The following is a 23,738-nucleotide window of genomic DNA, read 5'->3' as shown; positions in this document are numbered from 1 at the left end:
AGTGAGCTGCTTTTGTAATCTTAATAACTTTATATGCCACTGATGAACTCACCAGTGGCTTATCCCAAAATCAAGATGGGCGGCGGCGAGCAAGTACCACTCCGGCACCTACTAACATCCCTATGGCTCCCCACAGAACCATCATAAAGGCTCGACGAGGACTATCGCGTTTAACGGGCTCTTCTGGAGTTCGTAAATAGCGATATGCTTGAAAATTATCTTGGAGGGTGGGCCCTACGCTCAATGTTGATAACATGGCAATATTTTGGTCGTAATCACTGTCGTGATCGGGCCCGGTTGCTTTCAATGTTTCAATCTGTGCTTGTAATAAAGGGGCACCTAACATAAACATTTTAGAATCTGGAATTTCATCCACAGGAGTTGCACTTTGATTCCGTACAATACCTTGTTTTTCAGCAACTTTTAGTGCTTGCTCCAGCGCATTCAAACGTCGTTCGTAAGCGGCCCTTGCCACCATGTCTTCACGTTTAACCAATGCTTTCATGGATTGCATCTTCGTTGCCCAAGTACCTTTAATTTCATCGTTAAGATTAGTTGTGGCACGTTGGTTAGCAAACTGAGTGTATTGACGTAATAGCTGGTTCGCATCTGCGGATGTTTCCGCCACTAATTTAATGCTGTCGGTTAAATTTTTGACTTCATCTGCTGGCGTAAACTCAATATCATTAATGAGCTCATCCAATAATGCGGCATCTGCTTTAGGGTCATTCTCTAAGCGCTGCTTATAGTAATCCGTAGTTAGCCAAAACTGGCGACGTGTATCATAAGAGCCAAGCTGCTTTGTGAATTCTTGATAAGCTTCTTTTGCAATTGTCGGTAATTGCCCTTCTTGCCCCGTATTATTAATACGGGAATCGAGGTTGCGCAGAAACTGCTGCTGAGAATAATAACTTCCCAGATTATTGACGGTTGGTAAATCCGTAATTGCTGTCGCACTCCACTTAGGCTGCATAAAATAGGACGCTCCCAAGGCAATTGCAGCAAAAATAACGGCAAATGCAACGATCCAAATTTTACCTTGCCACAATGAGCGACATAAACCACGGATATCCAATTCCGGCTCTATTGGCGATTGATGCTGACTCGGTTGTGTTTCTGAGTTATTCACTGCACAGAACCTCTATTTTCGTTTTGTCGTTACCGTACTGCTCCTCTACGTGCTCTACGTCTCACTCGCTTAATAAAACGGGCGACTTTCCAAGCTCGTTTGATGCAGTAACCATACATCATAAATACAAGCAAAAATAATGCCAACATTACCCATTCAGGTACAAATGTTAAGTGCTCACCAATAATACCAACACATGCTAAAGCAGCCGCTGATAATGTAATCAGTACGAATGCCCCTTTTGGTGTAAAACCAGAACGCATAATTAAATGATGAATGTGCTGGCGATCAGGTGAAAATGGGCTCATACCTTTACGAATCCGACGATACATAATGGCAACCATGTCCATTAGAGGGATCGCAATAATCCATAAAGCCGTAACTGGGTTAATTGGATGGACTTCTTCTTGCGTCGAAGCCACAAGGATCCAAATAATCGTGAACCCAATCAGTGTACTTCCTGCATCCCCCATGAAAACTTTAAAACGACGACCTAACACGCCTAAATTTAAAAGAATATAAGGAAGGATAGCTGCAATAAAGGCAAAACACCAAAATGCTAACGCATAGTTACCGTTTTGATATAGCAAAAAGCCGAGGGCGCCAAAAGAAACAGAAGATAAACCACCGAGTAACCCGTCAATACCATCAACCATGTTAAAAGCGTTGATTGCTGCCCATACCGCAAATAAGGTAACGATATAACCGAATGGGCCAAGTACGAGTTCCCATGGTCCAAAGGCATGACCGAGTGACTCAAGTTTCAATCCTGCCGCTGTCATCATAACAACTGCAACGATCGCTTGAATACCCGCTCTTAACTTCACACTGATATCAAACCTATCATCTAATGCACCAATAAAGACTAATAATCCCGCACAAGCGATGTATAGCCACTTATGAGGAATGTATTCACCTGTAATATAAAATGCAAAACAGATCCCAAAGAAAACGGAAATTCCCCCAACAAGGGGAACTAATCCTACGTGTTTCTTTCTGAAATTAGGTTTATCAACCAACCCGATTTTTATTGCAACAACTCGAGCCAGAAAAATAAAAACTAATGAAAACAAGAAAACGTAGAAGAGATTAGTTACAAAGTGTATGGTGTCCACTGTTCGACTCTCTTAATCTTTATATTTAACTTTCAAAACTAAATTTTTTTTGGCAAATGCCGATAAACAAGCAAGTGCCAATGCATTATCATCTTGGTACTGAAATCTGCTATAAGACGAATCTTTATTCATAAAGAGATTCCTGCAACATTATTAGTTCTACGCCTTATTGGTGTGTTTGATTTAATAATGAAACATCCCTCAATTTTATACTGAATAGCTGCAATATGCATGCCATAAAAACAATTCACTAAAATCGAGTTAATCGACTGATGCTTAAATAGGCACTCAATGATTAAATAATAAAGTGATGAAAATAAATTTAACACTAGTCACAAAACAAATATAAACATAATATTTTTCATTTAATTCAATACGTTAACTTCATTTAGTTGATGTTTTTATAGTGCGTTATTAATTTTTAATAAAAACTTCGCCTATTTATTTAATGTTATTTATAAACAAAGTAATAAAACATCATCTTAATCCATTGAAACTAAATCGGCAAAATATTAGGCCTGATTTAATATGGTATGTTTTAATTTTTATACACTGTCAATGCGTATAAAAAAAACAAAAAAATAGGTGCCTGTTATGGCACCTATTTTATAAGACACTGAAAACTTTAACGGCTAGGCTCTTTTCATAAAGTCAAAGAACTCTTCGTTGGTTTTCGTCATCGCTAACTTACTGATGAGGAACTCCATCGCATCAATTTCGCCCATTGGGTGAATGATTTTGCGAAGGATCCACATTTTCTGCAGTTCATCTTGCGATGTAAGTAACTCTTCTTTACGTGTACCTGAACGATTATAGTCTATTGCAGGGAACACTCGTTTTTCTGCAATTTTACGAGAAAGGTGCAATTCCATGTTACCTGTACCTTTAAATTCCTCGTAAATAACTTCATCCATTTTCGAACCGGTATCAACCAGCGCCGTTGCAATGATTGTCAGGCTTCCACCTTCTTCAACATTACGAGCAGCACCGAAGAAACGTTTTGGACGGTGTAATGCGTTCGCATCCACACCACCGGTTAATACTTTACCAGACGAAGGTACTACGGTGTTATATGCACGGGCTAGACGCGTAATAGAGTCGAGTAAAATGATCACGTCTTTTTTATGTTCAACTAGACGTTTTGCTTTTTCAATTACCATTTCAGCAACTTGAACGTGACGTGCAGCAGGCTCATCAAATGTTGAAGCAATAACTTCACCTTTGACCAAACGTTGCATTTCTGTCACTTCCTCTGGACGCTCATCAATTAGCAAAACCATCAGAACGCAATCAGGGTAATTGTGTGCAATATTCGCTGCAATATTTTGCAGTAACATTGTTTTACCCGCTTTCGGTGGAGCAACAATCAAACCACGTTGGCCACGACCGATTGGAGCCGCAAGGTCCAGTACACGTGCAGTTAAATCCTCAGTTGAACCATTACCACGTTCCATGCGCAGACGACGGTTTGCATGTAATGGGGTTAGGTTTTCGAAAAGAATTTTACTGCGGGCATTTTCAGGTTTGTCGTAGTTAACTTCATTGACTTTCAGGAGAGCAAAGTAACGTTCACCTTCTTTAGGTGGACGAATTTTCCCTGAGATTGTGTCACCTGTGCGTAGGTTAAAACGGCGGATTTGGCTAGGGGAAACGTAGATATCATCAGGACCTGCGAGGTAAGAACTGTCTGCTGAACGGAGAAAACCAAATCCATCCTGCAATATTTCCAGTACGCCATCGCCGAAAATATCTTCGCCACTTTTCGCATGCTGCTTCAAAATAGAGAAAATAATATCCTGCTTTCTCATACGGGCTAAGTTCTCTAGCCCCATGTTTTCGCCTAACGTAATCAATTCTGATACTGGCGTATTTTTTAATTCGGTAAGATTCATAATGGTGGGTTCTTTAACTCGGGGTAATTCTCGAACTATGAACGTAAATTGACGGCAGCTTATTTATTAAGTGCCAGTTTAACTTTATACTGCCCTGTTGATCACTAATTTTTACCAAAAGCAAACAACAATGCAAAAAAATCTTGTGCTAGCCATTACTAAGATTGCTCTAATATTTGACTAATGCTCATCTTGATGATGAGTGACATATTATTAGAAACACACGCAATATTAGCAATAGTTTTTTGTACATTTAGGACAACATCCATCCCAATATCGCAAATTTAATGGCAGATTAGCATTAAAAAACACATAACTGCTAAGTGCCAACCTTCTCCCACTTCATTTTTACATCCCTATGATATAAAAATATTGAATTTCATTACGTTCGTTTATGCACTATCTTTAATTCATATGAGAGATACATTGAAATCGAAGATATTGAATACGACTATAACTCAATGCCTAAACTTTCAATTTTCATATTTAAAATCATTACGCCATCAGTTTTTGATCAATAACAATCATCACGAAACAATCATCACAATACTGAACTAACTAGCTAGATATGTAAGATAAGAGCAATGGAATACAAGGTAATTCATATGGGTGCTATACGAGGAATGAAGATAACTTATCATGCTTAAGTGAAGACGTCTAGCGGCTCTCTAGATAAAATAGATATACCGCTAAACGTTTTAGCTTACATATAACGATAACTTACAGATTTTCGTCTAAAAATTCTTTCAGTTGCGTTTTTGATAATGCACCGACTTTCGTTGCTGCGACTTCACCATTTTTGAATAAAAGCAAGGTCGGGATACCACGAATTCCATATTTTGGAGCGGTAGCTGGGTTTTCATCAATATTCAGTTTTGCGATGGTCAATTTGCCTGTATATTCTTCAGCAACTTCATCAAGAATAGGCGCGATCATTTTACAAGGACCACACCATGCTGCCCAAAAATCGACGAGAACAGGTGAACTTGCGTTCAGAACTTCAGTTGCAAAACTTGCATCAGTTATATGTATAATTTTATCGCTCATGTTGTACTCCAAAGGATCATCTTTTGCAGACTTAGTGTAACATTATTGGCAGCAGTATGCTTTATTTCAAAAGATACACTTTCGTAAACCAACCGTTAACTGATATTCTAACATACTATGAGTAAAGCACACTTGACAGAAAAGAAGTTTTCCGACTTCGCATTGCACCCTAAAGTCATTGAAGCACTGAATAAAAAAGGCTTCAATTTTTGCACGCCTATACAGGCGTCCACCTTGCCTTTTACTGTCGAAGGCAAAGACGTGGCGGGTCAAGCGCAAACTGGTACAGGTAAAACGTTAGCTTTTTTAACGTCTACATTTCATTATTTATTAACTCACCCAGCTATTGAGGGTAAAAAAGCGAACCAGCCTCGTGCACTAATCATGGCGCCGACACGCGAACTCGCAGTACAAATTTATTCGGATGCTAAAGAGCTAGCTGAGTACACTGGCCTGAAAATGGGGCTAGCATACGGTGGTGACGGCTATGATGAGCAACTTAAGGTTTTACAAAACGGTGTTGATATCCTTATTGGTACAACAGGCCGTTTAATCGACTACGCGAAACAAGGCCATGTCGACCTAAGTGCGATTCAAGTTGTGGTACTTGATGAAGCAGACCGTATGTATGACCTTGGATTTATTAAAGATATTCGCTGGATTTTCCGTCGTATGCCAGGTGCTGCAGAAAGGCTTAATTTGCTATTTTCTGCAACTTTATCTTACCGAGTCAGAGAATTAGCTTTCGAACAAATGAATAGCCCTGAATATGTTGAGGTCGAACCTTTGCAAAAAACAGGTCATCGTATCAAAGAAGAGTTATTTTACCCTTCTAATGAAGAAAAAATGCGCTTGCTCCAAACGCTACTTGAAGAAGAGTGGCCAGAGCGTTGTATTATTTTCGCCAATACAAAACACCGTTGTGATGATATTTGGGCACATTTAGCTGCCGATGGTCATCGTGTAGGTTTATTAACTGGCGATGTCGCACAGAAAAAACGACTGCGTATATTAGAGCAATTCACACAAGGCCATTTAGATATTTTAGTGGCAACTGATGTTGCAGCTCGTGGTTTACACATTCCATCAGTAACTCATGTATTTAACTACGACTTACCTGATGACTGCGAAGATTACGTACACCGTATTGGCCGTACGGGTCGTGCAGGTGAAAGCGGAAACTCAATTAGCTTAGCGTGTGAAGAATATTCACTTAACCTGCCTGCTATTGAAGAATATATCCAACACTCAATCCCTGTTAGTAAATATAACAGTGATGCATTACTGAGCGATTTACCTGCGCCAAAACGCCGTCATCGCCCACGTCCTGGAGGCCCGCGTCGTAATTCGAATTCGCAGCGTCGCCACAATGGCCCACGTAACAACCATAAACGTCCAGGCTGAGTAAAAACGATATGCTGAAATCTTCTTCTCTTTATGCCGCCATCGATTTAGGCTCAAACAGTTTTCATATGCTAGTCGTACGTGAAACTGCTGGTAGCATTCAGGTAATCTCTAGGGTTAAGCGCAAAGTTCGTCTTGCCGCAGGTTTAGACAATAACAACCTGCTTTCTGAGCAAGCAATGGAGCGAGGCTGGCAATGTTTACGCCTGTTTTCGGAACACTTACAAGATATTCCGAATACACAAATTCGTGTTGTCGCAACTGCGACTTTGCGTTTAGCTAAAAATGCCGATATTTTCATCGAAAAAGCCAGCCAAATTTTAGGAAACCCTGTAAAAGTCATTCAAGGAGAAGAAGAAGCTCGCTTAATTTATCAAGGTGTTGCACATACAACTGGCGGACCAGATCAACGCTTAGTGGTTGATATTGGTGGAGGAAGCACTGAGCTAGTTACAGGTACAGGTGCTAAGGCGGAGCAGCTCTATAGTCTTGAAATGGGTTGTGTAACTTGGCTTGAACGCTACTTTGGTGATAGAAGTTTAACAGAAGAAAACTTCTCAGCGGCTCAAGCCGCTGCCCATAATGTCATCGCCCCTATTGCAGATACACTCAAGACACATGGGTGGAAGATTTGTGTTGGTGCATCCGGTACCGTACAAGCGATTCAGGAAATCATGATTGCCCAAGGCATGGATGAACTGATCACTCTTTCTAAATTACAACAGCTTAAGCGCAAAGCCATTCAATGCCAAAAACTTGAAGAGCTTGAAATTGACGGCCTAACCTTCGAGCGTGCTCTTGTTTTTCCAAGCGGATTATCTATTTTGATCGCTATCTTTGAAGCATTAGAAATTGATAACATGACACTCGCTGGTGGAGCACTTCGTGAAGGGCTTGTCTATGGCATGTTACAGCTGCCTATTGAGCAGGATATTCGTGCACGTACCGTTCGCAATATTCAGCGACGCTTCCAAGTCGATATCGAACAAGCAGGCCGAGTTCGTCAACTTGCAGAATATTTTTATTTACAAGTCGCGAAAGATTGGGGATTAGATACACGTTGTCGCGATTTACTATCCAGTGCATGCGCCTTACATGAAATTGGCTTGAGTGTTGACTTCCGTAAGGGCCCCGAGCACGCTAGCTACCTCATAACACACCTTGATTTACCTGGCTTCACCCCAGCTCAAAAGCGGTTACTTGCTGCATTATTGATAAACCAGCAAGGCCCTGTTGATTTAACACCATTAAGCCAACAAAATGCGCTCCCTATGCAGCATGCATATAATTTATGTCGTTTACTTCGCCTCGCCATTATTTTTGCGAGCCGTAGACGTGATGACACCTTGCCTGCACTAAGGCTTAATGTGAATGCACAAAGGTTAACCATCATGCTGCCTTATCGTTGGTTATCCGATCACCCTCTACGAGCGGAAAATTTACAGCAAGAAGTTCAATGGCAGGGCTATGTAAATTGGATTTTAGAGCTGGAAGAACGTAATAGTTCAAATTGATGATATTTTCCACACTAGATCTACTCTAGTGTGGAAATTCAATTAGTTGTGGTTACTCACTTTTTTTATTTAACCCTAAGCGCGCTTTAATATCGGCTAAAGCTGATTGCCCCTTCTGCATACGCTCCTGCGCACTAACCACTTTACGCTGCTGCTCCCATTGTAAATCATCTTGAGGCAATTCAAGGAGAAAACGGCTTAATTCAGGACGGATCAATTCACCATATTGGCGACGCTCACGACAATGAGAAAAGAATAATTCTCTTTGTGCCCGCGTAATTCCTACATAAGCTAAACGGCGTTCTTCATCAATATTGTTTTCATCAATACTACTTTGATGTGGCAGCAGTCCTTCCTCCATGCCAACCAAAAAAACATAAGGAAATTCAAGGCCTTTAGAAGCATGTAACGTCATGAGCTGAACTTGATCTGATTCTTCATCATCCTCACCACGCTCCATCATATCGCGCAGCGTAAAACGTGTAACCACTTGGCTCAATGTCATTGGGTCATTGAGCTCATCGCCTTCAACCATTTCACTCATCCATGTGAACAATTGGTTGACGTTTTTCATTCGCATTTCGGCAGCTTTAGTACTGGTCGACGTTTCATATAGCCAGCTTTCATAATCCATTTCACGCAGTAAGTCACGCACCGCAATTAAAGGTTCACGCTCCGATGTTCGTACAATACTGTCCATCCAATGAGTGAAACGCTGTAATGCTTCTAGTCCTTTGCCTTTTAAGACTTGTTCAAGCCCTAAATCAAAACTGGCTTGATATAAACTTTTACCGCGCTGATTTGCCCACTCCCCAAGTTTTTGGATAGTTTTAGGGCCAATCTCTCGACGTGGAGTATTTACTATACGTAAAAAAGCGCTGTCATCTTCAGGGTTCGTTAATACCCGCAAATAGGCTAATAAGTCTTTAATTTCAGGGCGAGAGAAAAACGAAGTCCCCCCTGAAATTCGATACGGAATACGATTTTGCATCAACATTTTTTCAAAAATACGTGATTGATGGTTACCGCGATACAAAATGGCGTAATCTTTATATTCCGTTTTATTAATAAAGTGATGTGCGATAAGCTCCCCAATCACTCTTTCGGCTTCATGGTCTTCATTATTTGCGGTAAGAACCCGAAGTGGCGCTCCATACCCTAATTCAGAAAATAATTTTTTTTCAAATACATGAGGATTATTGGCAATTAAAATATTCGCCGCTTTTAAAATTCGTTCGGATGAACGGTAATTTTGCTCAAGCTTAATGACATTTAATTTAGGGAAATCTTGATTCAATAAAACCAAGTTTTGCGGCCTTGCTCCACGCCATGAATAGATTGACTGATCGTCATCGCCCACAACCGTAAACCTTGCTCGCTGCCCCACTAGCAATTTAACCAACTGATATTGGCTCGTATTGGTATCTTGGTATTCGTCCACCAGCAAGTAACGAATTTTTTGCTGCCAGCGCTCGCGAACTTCTTCATTTTGGTATAACAACAAGGTAGGTTTGCTGATTAAATCGTCAAAATCCAATACATTGCAACTTTTCAGATGAAGTTCATAGCGGCGATAACACTCCGCAAAGTGATGCTCTTTTTCACCCCGAGCCTGGCCTATCACTTGTTGTGGCGAGATAAGATCATTTTTCCAATTTGAGATCGCTGAGATCAACTGTTTGAGTAAATCCTTATCTTCTTCTAATAAATCAAAAGTAAGTTCTTTCAGCAACGCCATCTGATCTTGGTCGTCAAATAGTGAAAAGTTGGCTTTGATACCTAGTGCTTTATATTCACGCTTAATGATTTCCAACCCTAATGTATGGAAGGTGGATATGATCAAACCGCGTGCTTCTTTTTTACCCAAGGTTTGAGCCACGCGTTCTTTCATTTCCCGTGCCGCTTTATTGGTGAAAGTCACCGCTGCAATTTGCCGAGGTTGATAACCGCATTGACGAATTAAATACGCAATTTTATTCGTGATAACGCGCGTTTTACCTGACCCGGCCCCCGCCAATACAAGGCACGGGCCATCGACAAATTCAACTGCCTGTTGTTGGCTTGGGTTTAATCGCATGGTTTTCTACGTCACTTAGTTATTCAAAAAGGAATTCGCTACAGATTGTAGCAGAAACCGACCCAACTCTTGAGCAACGATCTTCTCTATTTATAAAAAACAAAAAACCACATCATTCATCCGAATGATGTGGTTTTGTTATTTTTCTTTTATAACATCAATGCATTTTTCTAAGCTATTCGCGTTAGAGGAAGGCGGCAAAGGAGGTTATCCCAAGGAGCATACACAAGTATGTGACTTGGGTAACCGAGTGCAGCCAACGCGCCTATCACGCGAAGAGTGACGAAAAATGAGTTAGCCGACCGCAATCTTCTTCATATCCGTCATATAACCACGTAACGTCTTACCGATTTTCTCGATAGGATGGTTACGGATAGCTTCGTTGATATCACGTAACTGTGCGTTATCAGTGCCATTATCTGCAACTGGCTTCGCTAAATCTCCTGCTTGTAATTTCGTCATAAAATCTTTCAGCATTGGTACAACTGCGAATGAGAACAGATAGTTACCATATTCCGCAGTATCAGAGATAACTACGTTCATTTCATATAAACGTTTACGAGCGATGGTATTTGCAATCAGTGGTAACTCATGCAGTGACTCATAGTAAGCCGACTCTTCTAAGATACCCGCTTCTAACATCGTATCGAACGCTAATTCAACGCCCGCTTTAACCATAGCAACTAACAAAACACCGTGGTCAAAGTATTCTTGTTCCGCAATTTTCCCTTCATAGTCAGGGTAATTTTCGAATGCTGTTTTGCCTGTCTCTTCACGCCATGTCAGCAAGTTTTTATCATCATTTGCCCAGTCTGCCATCATGGTTGCAGAAAATTCACCTGAAATGATGTCATCCATATGTTTTTGGAACAATGGCGCCATGATAGTTTTCAGTTGCTCAGATAATGCATAAGCACGAACTTTTGCAGGGTTAGACAAGCGGTCCATCATCAGCGTGATACCACCTTGTTTCAGCGCTTCGGTGATAGTTTCCCAACCAAACTGAATTAATTTACCTGCGTAGCCCGGCTCAACACCGTCAGCAACCATTTTGTCGTAGCTCAGTAATGCGCCTGCTTGTAACATACCACACAGAATAGTTTGCTCACCCATCAAGTCAGACTTAACTTCTGCAACAAACGAAGACTCCAGAACACCTGCACGGTGGCCACCAGTTGCTGCCGCCCATGCTTTCGCAATCGCCATCCCCTCACCTTTCGGGTCATTTTCTGGGTGTACTGCAATCAGAGTTGGAACACCAAAACCGCGCTTGTATTCTTCGCGAACTTCGGTACCTGGGCATTTTGGCGCTACCATCACAACAGTAATGTCTTTACGAATTTCTTCGCCAACTTCAACAATGTTAAAGCCATGTGAATAACCCAGTGCTGCACCTTGTTTCATCATAGGCTGAACAGCGCGAACAACGGTTGAATGTTGTTTGTCTGGCGTTAAGTTAACAACCAAATCAGCAGTAGGGATCAATTCTTCATAAGTGCCAACTTTGAACCCATTTTCTGTCGCTTTACGCCATGAAGCACGTTTCTCTGCAATTGCTTCATCACGTAATGCATAAGCAATATCTAAACCTGAGTCACGCATATTCAGGCCTTGGTTCAAACCTTGTGCTCCACAACCGACGATGACGATTTTTTTACCTTTCAGGAAGCCCGCTTCATCCGCAAATTCTTCGCGCTGCATAAAACGGCACTTACCTAATTGAGCTAACTGCTCACGTAAATTCAATGTGTTAAAATAATTCGCCATTGTCATACTCCATTGTTCTGTTGTGTTCGTTATGTCAGGCAATGATTTTGCCTGTCGCTCATTTTTGAGCGTTTATGGATTTACTATATGCGATGTTTCGCATTGCTTAAATTGATATATTAACAATACAATGTTGCAATATCTGCAACATCATTAATTATGTTATTAGAGGGCAAAATGGACATTCGTGATCTCAAGCTTTTTTTGCATTTAGCACAAAGCTGCCACTTCGGGCGCACATCTAAAGCGATGCATGTCAGTCCTTCCACATTGTCTCGCCAAATACAACGTCTCGAAGAACAGCTTGGTCATCCGCTATTTGTACGAGATAACCGCTCAGTCAAATTGACTCAAGCAGGGGAACACCTTAAGCAATTTGCCCAACAAACATTATTGCAATATCAACAGCTGCAACATGCTCTCAATCAGCAAAGCCCATCACTCAGTGGGGAGTTGCATCTTTTTTGCTCAGTTACGGCAGCTTATAGTCATTTACCCGAAGTATTAGATAAATTCCGTGCGCTACATCCATTAGTTGAAATTAAACTCACGACAGGGGACGCAGCTGATGCCGTTGAAAAAATAGAAACTCATGAGGCTGATCTTGGTATTGCAGGGAAACCCGAGCGCTTACCCGATAACGTCCGTTTTGCAAAAATCGGCGAAATCCCTCTCGTTTTGATTGCTCCATCACTACCCTGTGCAGTACGAAGCATGGTAACAGAGGCTAAACCGGATTGGACTACCGTCCCTTTTATCCTGCCGGAGCACGGCCCATCTCGTAAACGTATCGAACTCTGGTTCCGTCGCCACAATATCAATAACCCTGTCATTTATGCGACGGTCTCAGGCCATGAAGCTATTGTGTCAATGGTGGCTTTGGGGTGCGGTATCGCCTTAATTCCCAGTGTGGTTGTTGATAACAGCCCAGAACCCGTACGTAGCCGTATTTCACAGCTCGATAATATTTCAATGGTAGAACCTTTTGAGCTCGGCGTTTGCCTATTAAGCAAACGCCTGAGTGAACCATTAATTAAAGCGTTTTGGGAGTTACTCCCAGACAATTCAATCTAAAGTTCTTTGGTTATCTTGTGGCGCTAAGAAAAAACGGAAAGAGGGGTTTCCTGTTTCATCATGATATTCATAACCTAGCGCATCAAGATGCCTATCAAAACGCACTTCTGGCCCTGCCAGTTCAAATGCCGCCAGCACTCGCCCATAATCTGTACCATGGCTGCGATAATGAAATAACGTAATATTCCAATGAGTCCCTAGTGTTTCTAAGAATCTCAACAATGCACCTGGAGACTCTGGAAATTCAAAGCTATATAACCTTTCGTCTAATGGCTTTGATGGGCGACCACCAATCATATAGCGCACATGAAGTTTTGCCATTTCATCATCTGATAAATCATCGACGTCATAACCGTTACTTCTAAGCTCTTGGATAATCTCCGGGCGCTCGCCATCACGGCCACTTAAACGCACTCCAACAAAAATACATGCGCGATCAGGGTCCGCATCCGTATAGCGATAATTAAACTCCGTAATGGCTCGATGGCCTAATAACTGGCAAAAACGTAAGAAACTCCCTTTTTGCTCAGGAATGGTTACTGCGAGTAAAGCTTCTCGTTGTTCACCAATTTCACAGCGTTCAGAAACATAACGGAGCCCGTGGAAATTCATATTCGCACCGGACAAAATATGTGCTAAACGTTCACCCTTGATGTTGTGGTGCTGTACATATTTTTTCAACCCGGCCAACGCCAAAGCGCCTGAAGGCTCTGCTATGGCACGGACATCTTCAAAAATATCTTTCAATGCAGCGCAAATGGAGTCACTGTCAACAGTGATCACATCGTCAACATATTGCTGGCACAACCTGAAGGTTTCATCGCCAATACGCTTTACTGCCACACCTTCGGCAAATAAGCCAACACGTGGTAAATCAACAGGATGCCCAGCCTCTAATGCGGCTTTTAAACAAGCGGCATCTTCAGACTCCACACCAATGATTTTAATTTCTGGCATCAATTGCTTGATAATCACAGCAACGCCCGCAATTAACCCACCGCCACCTACAGGGATAAAAATTCGATCTAAATGGGCATCTTGTTGCAATAGCTCAAGAGCTATCGTAGCTTGCCCTGCAATCACCGAAGGATGATCAAAAGGTGGTACGAAGGTATAACCATCCTCTGCAGCCATTGCAATGGCTTTTGCTTTCGCTTCATCAAAATTAGCACCATGTAAAATAGCTTCGCCACCAAAGCTTCGTACTGCATCCACTTTGATATCCGCTGTCGCAACTGGCATGACTATTTTTGCTTTCACACCAACACGATTTGCTGATAATGCAACGCCTTGAGCGTGGTTCCCCGCAGAAGCTGTCACCACACCTTTGCTTTTTTGCTCTTCGGTTAAACTCGCAATCATGGCGTAAGCCCCACGAAGCTTAAAGCTATGTACTGGCTGCCTATCTTCACGCTTGACCAAAATGGTATTTCCCAAGCGTGAAGATATTTTATCCATCTGTTGAAGAGGCGTGACTTGCGCAGCTTCATAAACCGGCGCACTCAGCGCCGCTTTTAAGTAATCTGCTCCGGTTGGGGCAACCGGTAATGGTTTTGCTGCTGCCACAATCAGCCCCCTAATTTCGACTTGTCACGAACAGCACCTTTGTCTGCACTCGTCGCCAATGAAGCATAAGCGCGCAGAGCAAAAGAAACCTCACGCTGACGGTTACGCGGGGTGTAAGCTTTATCTCCTCGAGCTAATTCCGCTTCACGGCGTTGATTCAGTTCGCTTTCACTCACATCCAATACCATCGTTCTCTTTGGAATATCGATATCAATGATATCGCCATCCTGAACTAATGCGAGTAAGCCACCACTCGCTGCTTCTGGTGAAATGTGACCAATAGAAAGGCCTGAGCTACCGCCAGAGAAGCGACCATCCGTTATCAATGCACAGCTTTTGCCTAATCCCATTGATTTCAGGTATGAGGTTGGGTATAGCATTTCTTGCATGCCCGGACCACCCTTAGGCCCTTCATAGCGAATAACGACAACATCGCCTTCAACAACTTTTCCACCCAGAATAGCTTCTACTGCGTCATCTTGGCTTTCAAAGACTTTGGCAGGGCCACGGAATGTTAAACTGCCTTCATCAACTCCAGCGGTTTTAACAATACAGCCATCTTCTGCAATATTTCCAGATAGGACTGCCAGCCCCCCATCCAAACTATATGCATGCTCAATACTACGGATACACCCATTCTCACGGTCAGTATCCAATGACGGCCAGCGGCAATTTTGTGAAAAGGCTTTTGTCGTGCGGATACCGGCAGGGCCCGCGGAAAACATCGATTTAACAGCCTCATCCTTTGTTAACATCACATCATATTGCGCTAATGTTTCTTGGAAGCTCAGACCTAAAATATTCGTCACGTTTTCTTGCAATAAACCTGCGCGGCTCAGTTCACCTAAAATACCGATGACACCACCAGCACGGTGAACATCTTCCATATGGTATTTTTGTGTACTCGGTGCAACCTTACACAAATGTGGGACTTTACGTGATAAACGGTCGATATCATCCATGGTGAAATCGATCTCTGCTTCTTGAGCTGCTGCAAGTAAATGCAGGACTGTGTTAGTTGAACCACCCATGGCAATATCCAACGTCATCGCATTTTCAAATGCAGATTTATTAGCGATATTGCGTGGTAACGCACTTTCATCATCTTGTTCGTAATAGCGTTTGGTTAATTCAACAATGCGCTTACCTGCATTAATAAATAAAGTTTCACGGTCTGCGTGAGTCGCTAACAATGAGCCATTTCCTGGCTGAGATAACCCAAGCGCCTCAGTTAAGCAGTTCATTGAGTTTGCAGTAAACATTCCTGAGCAAGAGCCACACGTTGGGCATGCTGAACGTTCTATTTGCTCACTATCTGCATCACTCACATTAGGGTTAGCCCCTTGAATCATGGCATCAACTAAATCGAGCTTGATGATTTGATCTGAAAGCTTGGTTTTACCTGCTTCCATTGGACCGCCCGAAACAAAAATAACCGGAATATTCAGACGTAATGACGCCATCAACATGCCTGGGGTGATTTTATCGCAGTTTGAAATACACACCATGGCATCCGCACAGTGTGCGTTCACCATATATTCAACAGAATCCGCAATTAATTCACGGGAAGGTAAGGAATACAACATTCCGCCATGTCCCATGGCAATCCCATCGTCAACAGCGATTGTATTAAACTCTTTCGCAACACCACCTGCATTTTCAATTTGCTCTGCAACTAATTTGCCTAAATCACGTAAATGTACGTGGCCTGGAACAAACTGTGTGAATGAGTTAACAACAGCAATAATGGGCTTTCCAAAATCAGCATCGGTCATGCCTGTTGCACGCCATAATGCACGAGCCCCAGCCATATTACGACCATGAGTTGTTGTTGCTGAACGGTACTTAGGCATATCTTTAACTCCCGTGTTTAAAACAGGCGGGGAACGTCCGCCTGTAACATCTATTTAAATTTAATTATTAAGGGTTTACTGGATCTAACCAGCCCCATTTATCTTCTGTTGTACCATCAAATAAGCCAAAGAATGCCTGCTGAATTTGCTTGGTTACTGGGCCACAACGGCCAATGCCAACTTGGATACCATCAACACTACGAACCGGAGTGATCTCTGCAGCGGTTCCTGTCATGAAGACTTCATCAGCAAGATAGAGAGATTCACGTGATAGTGTTTGCTCACGTACTTCGATACCCAAATCTTTTGCTAAAGTTAAAATTGCATCACGTGTAATACCCGGTAATGCAGATGATGTGAACGGAGGTGTATACAGGATGCCGTCTTTCACCTCAAAAATATTTTCCCCAGCACCTTCGGAGAGATATCCGTGAACATCTAATGCAATACCTTCTTGGTAACCATGGCGACGAGCTTCGCTACCAACTAGTAGAGAAGATAAATAGTTACCTCCTGCTTTTGCCCCTGTAGGAATGGTGTTTGGTGCAACGCGGTTCCAAGAAGACACCATCGCATCAATACCTTGGTCTAACGCTTCTTCGCCTAAATACGCTCCCCATGGAAAAGCGGCTAAAATCACATCGGTGTTATAACCGTCTGGCGGGTTAACACCCATACCAACATCACCAATAAACACTAATGGACGAATATACGCACTGACTAAGTTATTTTTACGCAGAGTTGCACGACATGCTTCCATTAACTCTTCCACGCTGTAGCTGACAGGCATACGGTAAATTTTTGCTGAATCATGCAAACGTTGCATATGCTCACGGTGGCGGAAGACCACAGGACCTTTGTGCGAGTCATAACAACGGACACCTTCAAACACCGATGTACCATAGTGCAGAGCATGAGACATAACATGAACCTTTGCATCAGCCCATGGTGTCATTTCACCGTTAAACCAAATAAAGTCAGCTTTCTTAGTCATTTGTATATTCCTTACATTGCACTTTGTGTGCGTAATAGTCGTGATTCTTGTTGTAGTACTTCAACTTCTGTAATGTCTGAAAGCTTGGTTAACTGTGCACAAAGCTGGGTTAATGGCCTTTGACTACTTACAGTAAGTTCAATATTAACATTGTCGCCGTCTGTCGATTGCCCCATATTCATGGCATTAATACGAAATCCACGATGGCGAGTGACCCTTAATATACGCTCTAAAACCTCAGGACGGAAACGGGCCAATATCGAGATTTGATGTTGCATCATAATGGTTTCTCCATCATTTTTTCATTACTAGCCCCAGGCGGAACCAACGGCCAGACATTTTCTAGTTCATTAATTGATACCTGTAATAAATAGGCACCTTCGCTATTAAGTAATTCATCTAATGCTGCATTAACTTCCGACTTATCTGTGATCCGTTGGCCTTTAATACCAAACGCACTGGCTAATGCCACGAAATCAGGGTTGTCTGTTAAAATAGTTTCGCTATAGCGTTGCTCAAAGAACAGTTCTTGCCACTGGCGAACCATGCCTAAGCGCTGGTTATCGATTAAAAGAATTTTTACAGGAAGTTGCTTACGTTTGATGGTTCCCAGCTCTTGGACATTCATCATGAATGAGCCATCTCCTGATACACAGACAACCGTATCTTCAGGCCTAGCAACCTGTGCTCCAATTGCCGCAGGGATACCAAACCCCATGGTTCCAAGCCCACTTGAGGTTAAGAAATTTTCAGGGCCATCAACGGTGATATGTTGTGCTGACCACATTTGGTGTTGCCCTACATCGGTAGTAACAACCGTATTTGGCTGCATTTTATCCGACAGTTGTTTAAGTAACAGTGGTGCATAAATAGGCTCACCAGGATGGTCATAACGCCAACCGAATTCTTTTTTAAGTTGCTGAACTTCCTGCTGCCAAGGTGCTATTGATTTTTTAAGCATTAATTCAGGTAGTAATACTTTTGCATCACCATGCAACGCAACATGCGTTTGACGTAACTTGTCCAATTCTACATGGTCTATATCGATATGAATCACTTTGGCGTTCGGTGCAAAAGTATTTAACTTACCTGTTACCCTATCATCAAAACGAGCACCAACAGCGATGAGTAAGTCACAGCGTTGCACAGAAATATTGGCTGCTTTAGTACCATGCATACCTAACATGCCTAAATAGTTTTCATCTAAAGGGCTCACAGCACCAAGCCCTTTTAATGTTGCAACTGAAGGAATACCTGTAAACTCAATAAATTCACGCAATTCTTTTACAGCACCTGACATTCCAACACCACCACCAACGTACAACATAGGCTTTTCTGATTGTTCTAATAGCATTCTTGCCTGTTGAATTTCGGATAAAGGTGATGTGACTTCTTGCTCTACCGGCATTAAAAACGGAGACAACTCAGCGTGTTGTAGCTGAATATCTTTCGGAATATCAATCAGTACAGGGCCTGGCCGCCCACTATTTGCGATTGCGAAAGCCTCAGCAAGAATGCGAGGTAAATCCTCGATGTCTTCAACCAAAAAACTGTGCTTAGTACAAGCTAAAGACAACCCCAGGACGTCGATTTCTTGAAAGGCATCAGTTCCGATAAATTCAGAAGCGACTTGACCAGTAATGGCGACAACAGGAACAGAGTCTAATAATGCGTCCGCGAGCCCCGTGATAACATTTGTTGCGCCAGGGCCAGATGTTGCAATACACACCCCTGTCTTTCCTGTTGATCGTGCATAACCAATTGCCGCGATTACAGCCCCTTGCTCATGTCTACACAACAAATGCTCAACTCCGCCATCATACAATGCGTCATAAACTGGCATAATTGCGCCACCAGGATACCCAAATACGGTATCAACTCCCTGTGTTCGCAATGCTTGAACTAACCATTGTGCTCCGTTCATGCTTTATCTCCTGTCTGTCTACTTTATCTATTTGTATTTGTTATGTTTTATTTAGTGTGCTTGCATCAATCAACATTTATGTCAAAAAAAACCCCGCGCCTTTCGGTGCGGGGTTCTCGTGAGATCTGGCTGTTATTTTAGCCTTCGTCGTCCAAGTGCAGCCCCGCACGGTGGGATAATAATCACCACCACGCTAATAATAATTAGGCTAACTGCTTGGATAAATGCGTTCATGTGTTTTACTTTTTCAATATTCTTAATTATCTATTATTTAGAGTTATCATTTTAAAGGCGTTTTGACAACTTTTATTTAATTTATTTATTTTCAAAACATTAAATTACTTTAAAATCATACAGTAAAAATTAAATTAGCATTATAAACTACTTAAACAGCCATTACTCAGTAAAATCCAATAGAATACATAGCATAATCAGCTACATCATCCATATTAGTCATTTGGCACCATGAAAACTCACACCACGTAATTAATTACTTTTTCTTACGAATAACCAAGCTCAGTACAGTATCCACGCTTCATAAAACTAACACAATCCCAGTTATAACCGCCCTTCGACGCTACTCGTAGTAAATTGAAACAACTCAGCAACTAAGTAATTAAATTATCGAGCGGCTTCGCAAACATGTTATCTATTCAAGATAAATCAAATTATTTTTAGCAGAATATTACTCTGTAAATAATATTGGAGGGCTCATGACATTAGCGATTGTTTACACTAGAGCATCAATTGGGTTAGAAGCACCTCTTGTTACTGTTGAAGCACATATTAGTAATGGGCTCCCAGGTTTAACACTCGTTGGGCTACCAGAAACGGCCGTAAAAGAAGCAAGAGATAGAGTTCGAAGCGCTCTACTAAATAGCGGATTTGAATATCCAGCTAAAAAAATGACGGTTAATTTAGCCCCAGCTGACTTACCAAAAGAAAGTGGTCGGTATGATCTTGCAATCGCGATTGCCATACTCGCATCATCAGGACAGCTCCCCCACGAGCCATTAAAACAGTATGAATTTTTAGGTGAACTTGCTTTATCTGGCGATGTTCGCTATGTCAGCAGTGCTATTCCTGCGGCTCAATCAGCATTAAAACAACAACGTTCTTTAATACTATCTATGGAGAATCAACACCAATTAGGCCTACTCCCAGATAATAGCGTTTATTTCGCAACATCCTTATTAGAGCTTTGTCACTTTTTACATAACAAAAACACATTGCGTTGTAATCAACAAATCCACCAAGCACCTATCTCAATCAAGCAAGAAGGTGATATTAACGATATCATTGGCCAAGAACATGGTAAACGGGCATTAGAAATCTGTGCTGCTGGTGGGCATAATTTACTCTTATTGGGTCCGCCAGGAACAGGAAAAACGATGTTAGCCAGTCGGCTAATGACTTTACTTCCCCCATTAACCTCTCAGGAAGCGTTAGAAGTTGCTTCATTACATAGCTTGAGTGAAAATACAAAAGAAGACATGAATTGGCCGATAAGGCCTTTTAGAGCCCCTCATCATAGCGCATCAATTGCAGCTTTAATTGGAGGAGGCTCCCTTCCCAAACCGGGCGAGATCTCACTTGCACATCATGGTGTTTTATTTTTAGATGAATTACCAGAATTTAGCCGCTCAGTACTCGATTCTTTACGAGAACCTCTAGAATCCCGAAAAATTAGTATTTCTCGAGCAAAAGCAAAAGTTTGCTATCCTGCAAGTTTTCAGTTAGTTGCAGCCCTAAATCCTAGCCCAACAGGTCATTATCAAGGAGAAATGAGCCGTTCAGCCCCATCCCGTATCCTACGTTACCTTTCACGCATATCAGGGCCTTTTATTGACCGGTTTGATCTCTCTATAGAAATTCCATTGTTACCTCTCGGTTCATTGAGTAGCCAAACTAATCAAGGTGAAACAAGTGAACACGTCAGACAAAGAGTTATCGAAGCCAGAAATAGGCAACTTAGGCGAGCCGGAAAAATTAATAGTTTACTAACGCCAAGAGAAACCACACATTTTTGCCTACTAACCGCAAAAGATGCGTTATTCTTAGAGCATGCATTAAATAAGTTAGGTCTTTCTATCCGAGCTTGGCACAGAATATTAAGGGTTGCCAGAACAATAGCCGACCTTAATGCCGTAGAAACTATCGAACGTTCTGATTTATTAGAAGCTCTAGGGTATCGAGCGATGGATAAGTTATTGCTTCATTTGCAAAAACAAGTAAGCTGAGAAGAATGGACAGATAACTACTTTATTATTTCGTAAAAATAAAGGGACCGTAGTCCCTCTTATCATACGATGATGATATTAATCATCTGTATCAGTGTAGTCTTCCGATGGATCTATCTGCGGTTTACCGCCAGATAAGGTATGGAAACGTTTTGGACGGTTAATACGGCTAGAATATTTTGCCCAAACTTTTTCTTCTGGGGTAGCAGGTTCACGCTCACCACGGCATACAGCGACGAAAAGTTTTTCTTCTTCTGTTTGAGGTTCGCGTTTACCTATATCAAGCTCATTAAAAGCTTGGCCGAGACGTTCTAGCAACTGAGCTTCTTTGATGGTGAAATCACCATGACGAGAAAAGCCACGTGGGTAATGTTTATTATCAAAAAAACGATTAGTCGTGATGAAGCTATCTGCCATCTGACACACTCCTAACTTATTACAGTCAAACTCTATATGGCGCGGAGTATTAGACAGCATTGACAATCTGTAAAACAAAACATTTAAATCATCACGACAAAAATAATTGGAGATGCATGTGGACAGCGAGTTATTGAGAACTTTTTTAGAGGTCAGTAAGACTAGGCACTTCGGTAGAGCCGCAGAATCACTCTATTTAACGCAATCAGCAGTTAGCTTTCGTATTAGACAATTAGAAACACAGCTAGGTACAAGCTTATTTACAAGACATAGAAACAATATCCGGTTAACAGCTGCGGGTGAAAGGCTTGTTCCATATGCTGAATCATTAATGAATACCTGGTTGCAAGCTAAAAAAGAAATATCTCATGCCTCACAACACACAGAGCTTTCTATTGGTGCTACAGCTTCACTTTGGGAAGGTTATTTAACAGACTGGGTAGAAGAACTTTATAATCAACATGATGAACTACGGCTCGAAGCTAGGGTTTCAACACGTCAGTCTCTCGTTAAACAACTACATTCTAGAGAATTAGATTTATTAATTGCAACGGAGCCCCCAAAAATGGATGAGTTTGAAAGCACAATCATCGGTACGATTGATTTACAGCTCATGGCTTCCCAAAAAAATATTGCATTAACAAAATATAATTTTATAAAGCTAGAATGGGGGGTTGATTTCCATCCCAAAAATGAACCATCACTAACCCAAGATGATACACCCGTAATGATCACGACCTCTGCCCATATTACCCGCCAATTACTTCCTGTATCGCTTTCAGCGGCATTTTTACCTGCTCATTGGGTATATCAATATCCAGGCCTAAAAACGCTCTCAGAAACCTCAATAAACAAATCTTTGTATGCAGTCTGGCTCCAAAAAAACGATCAGCAAGCTCTTATCAATCAACTGATTAAAACTCCAATAAAAAATGCACAGTTAAGTGAACAATAAAAGGAGAAGGTGAGTAACAGAATTCACTCACCTTCCTACTACTTTATAAGCAAACTATGTTCCACTGCGCAATGATCTTAATAGGTGCTTCTTTTTTCTTTTAATAAGATATACCAATCGCGAATAACTCATCGGCATTTATTTATACAATATAAACAAAATGATTTTTTGAGATTAATAAAACTAAGCCAGCAATTCTCGGTATACGACATTTATCTAAATTAAAGATTGAGCGCATTAAAATATCTTTCAACCCACAAATACTATTGAGGGATATAAAGTAGCAAGTAACAACTTACTCATTAGGTGAAAATGTATATAAGCTAATGAAAATAAAATAGAAAGGTAGTTAGAAGGGCAATTAGGTAATATCATCAATACATTTAGGTGGTAAATGTAATTAAAAGATATAAGCAGTAAGTAATAACTCACCTATTTTTACTATTAATAAAGAACGTCAAAAGATTGGATGAGATAAAAATAAATCAGGGAGCTTATTTTTTACATTTAAAATGATGAATACAATTAAAGCATATAAAACAGTGGGATAGTAGATTGGCTAAAATCAAATGAAAATTAGCAAATAGGGGAAAGGTTACTCTATATTTACTATTAGATAAATAAAGAAAAACCCGATTAAGCTAATCGGGTTATCAATAGATACTTCTTTTATTATTACTTAATTGGTAACTGGCAGGGGCGGAGAGACTCGAACTCCCAACACCCGGTTTTGGAGACCGGTGCTCTACCAATTGAACTACGCCCCTAAA

Annotated in this window: 18 protein-coding genes and 1 tRNA gene; 5 read left to right on the top strand and 14 right to left on the bottom strand. The window is 41.5% G+C overall.

Translation table 11 applies throughout. The features are described from left to right. Positions 1–70: 70 nt before the first annotated feature. The 4 genes from wzzE to trxA form a co-directional block, all read right to left on the bottom strand. Positions 71–1,129: an ECA polysaccharide chain length modulation protein gene (wzzE, locus tag PSF28_RS09985; protein ID WP_210836701.1), complete on the bottom strand. Its 1,059-nt coding sequence runs from the start codon at positions 1,127–1,129 to the stop codon at positions 71–73. Between the two features lie 29 nt (positions 1,130–1,158). Further along, a complete protein-coding gene (wecA, locus tag PSF28_RS09980) occupies positions 1,159–2,244 on the bottom strand; it encodes a UDP-N-acetylglucosamine--undecaprenyl-phosphate N-acetylglucosaminephosphotransferase (protein WP_102139866.1) in 1,086 nt (361 codons plus the stop codon). A gap of 632 nt (positions 2,245–2,876) precedes the next feature. Continuing rightward, positions 2,877–4,136 carry a transcription termination factor Rho gene (gene rho / locus PSF28_RS09975; RefSeq protein WP_004906109.1) on the bottom strand — a complete coding sequence of 420 codons (1,260 nt, stop codon included), beginning with the start codon at positions 4,134–4,136 and terminating at the stop codon, positions 2,877–2,879. A gap of 720 nt (positions 4,137–4,856) precedes the next feature. Beyond that, positions 4,857–5,183 (bottom strand): thioredoxin TrxA, encoded by a 327-nt coding sequence (trxA, locus tag PSF28_RS09970; protein ID WP_004906112.1) that lies wholly within the window; start codon positions 5,181–5,183, stop codon positions 4,857–4,859. Between the two features lie 117 nt (positions 5,184–5,300). On the opposite strand from trxA, the gene rhlB reads away from it, so the two are divergent. Continuing rightward, positions 5,301–6,587 carry an ATP-dependent RNA helicase RhlB gene (gene rhlB / locus PSF28_RS09965; protein ID WP_210839257.1) on the top strand — a complete coding sequence of 429 codons (1,287 nt, stop codon included), beginning with the start codon at positions 5,301–5,303 and terminating at the stop codon, positions 6,585–6,587. An 11-nt stretch (positions 6,588–6,598) separates the two neighbouring features. Continuing rightward, the gene (gene gppA, locus PSF28_RS09960) at positions 6,599–8,101 is read left to right on the top strand and encodes a guanosine-5'-triphosphate,3'-diphosphate diphosphatase (RefSeq protein ID WP_272664591.1); all 1,503 of its coding nucleotides are present in this window, start codon (positions 6,599–6,601) and stop codon (positions 8,099–8,101) included. Positions 8,102–8,153: 52 nt separating this feature from the next. Here the strand turns inward: gppA and rep are convergent, their stop codons facing one another. Beyond that, complete coding sequence (gene rep, locus PSF28_RS09955) at positions 8,154–10,178, bottom strand: DNA helicase Rep (RefSeq protein ID WP_210839253.1); 2,025 nt, start codon at positions 10,176–10,178, stop codon at positions 8,154–8,156. Positions 10,179–10,472: 294 nt separating this feature from the next. Then, the gene (gene ilvC / locus PSF28_RS09950) at positions 10,473–11,945 is read right to left on the bottom strand and encodes a ketol-acid reductoisomerase (protein WP_210839251.1); all 1,473 of its coding nucleotides are present in this window, start codon (positions 11,943–11,945) and stop codon (positions 10,473–10,475) included. 177 nt (positions 11,946–12,122) lie between these two features. Here ilvC and ilvY point away from each other — a divergent pair, with 177 nt between their 5' ends. Further along, a complete protein-coding gene (ilvY, locus tag PSF28_RS09945) occupies positions 12,123–13,019 on the top strand; it encodes an HTH-type transcriptional activator IlvY (RefSeq protein ID WP_210839249.1) in 897 nt (298 codons plus the stop codon). Here ilvY and ilvA read toward each other — a convergent pair. From ilvA to ilvL, 6 genes are all read right to left on the bottom strand, one after another. Next, on the bottom strand, positions 13,011–14,585 hold the full coding sequence (ilvA, locus tag PSF28_RS09940; RefSeq protein ID WP_210839247.1) for a threonine ammonia-lyase, biosynthetic: 1,575 nt from the start codon (positions 14,583–14,585) through the stop codon (positions 13,011–13,013). The genes ilvY and ilvA overlap by 9 nt on opposite strands. 2 nt (positions 14,586–14,587) lie before the next feature. Continuing rightward, positions 14,588–16,438: a dihydroxy-acid dehydratase gene (ilvD, locus tag PSF28_RS09935; protein WP_004907256.1), complete on the bottom strand. Its 1,851-nt coding sequence runs from the start codon at positions 16,436–16,438 to the stop codon at positions 14,588–14,590. Between the two features lie 67 nt (positions 16,439–16,505). Next, a complete protein-coding gene (locus PSF28_RS09930) occupies positions 16,506–17,432 on the bottom strand; it encodes a branched-chain amino acid transaminase (RefSeq protein ID WP_004907252.1) in 927 nt (308 codons plus the stop codon). An 11-nt stretch (positions 17,433–17,443) separates the two neighbouring features. After that, positions 17,444–17,713 carry an acetolactate synthase 2 small subunit gene (gene ilvM, locus PSF28_RS09925; RefSeq protein ID WP_004907250.1) on the bottom strand — a complete coding sequence of 90 codons (270 nt, stop codon included), beginning with the start codon at positions 17,711–17,713 and terminating at the stop codon, positions 17,444–17,446. Next, positions 17,710–19,356, bottom strand: a complete 1,647-nt coding sequence (ilvG, locus tag PSF28_RS09920; protein WP_004907245.1) for an acetolactate synthase 2 catalytic subunit — start codon at positions 19,354–19,356, stop codon at positions 17,710–17,712. Before ilvG ends, ilvM begins: the two co-directional genes overlap by 4 nt. Before the next feature lie 132 nt (positions 19,357–19,488). After that, positions 19,489–19,590 carry an ilv operon leader peptide gene (gene ilvL, locus PSF28_RS09915; protein WP_071524553.1) on the bottom strand — a complete coding sequence of 34 codons (102 nt, stop codon included), beginning with the start codon at positions 19,588–19,590 and terminating at the stop codon, positions 19,489–19,491. A 479-nt stretch (positions 19,591–20,069) separates the two neighbouring features. Here ilvL and PSF28_RS09910 point away from each other — a divergent pair, with 479 nt between their 5' ends. Then, complete coding sequence (locus tag PSF28_RS09910; RefSeq protein WP_210840419.1) at positions 20,070–21,596, top strand: YifB family Mg chelatase-like AAA ATPase; 1,527 nt, start codon at positions 20,070–20,072, stop codon at positions 21,594–21,596. Between the two features lie 78 nt (positions 21,597–21,674). On the opposite strand, the gene PSF28_RS09905 is transcribed toward PSF28_RS09910, so the two are convergent. After that, positions 21,675–22,013 (bottom strand): DUF413 domain-containing protein, encoded by a 339-nt coding sequence (locus tag PSF28_RS09905; RefSeq protein WP_004907240.1) that lies wholly within the window; start codon positions 22,011–22,013, stop codon positions 21,675–21,677. Positions 22,014–22,125: 112 nt separating this feature from the next. Here PSF28_RS09905 and hdfR point away from each other — a divergent pair, with 112 nt between their 5' ends. Then, the gene (gene hdfR, locus PSF28_RS09900; protein WP_210840420.1) at positions 22,126–22,968 is read left to right on the top strand and encodes an HTH-type transcriptional regulator HdfR; all 843 of its coding nucleotides are present in this window, start codon (positions 22,126–22,128) and stop codon (positions 22,966–22,968) included. A gap of 691 nt (positions 22,969–23,659) precedes the next feature. Here the strand turns inward: hdfR and PSF28_RS09895 are convergent. Next, a tRNA-Trp gene (locus PSF28_RS09895) sits at positions 23,660–23,735 on the bottom strand. Positions 23,736–23,738: the final 3 nt, after the last annotated feature.

Source organism: Providencia sp. PROV130, from assembly GCF_028482225.1.
GTDB classification, from domain to species: Bacteria; Pseudomonadota; Gammaproteobacteria; order Enterobacterales; family Enterobacteriaceae; genus Providencia; species Providencia rettgeri.
This window is presented reverse-complemented; position numbering and strand designations above follow the sequence as displayed.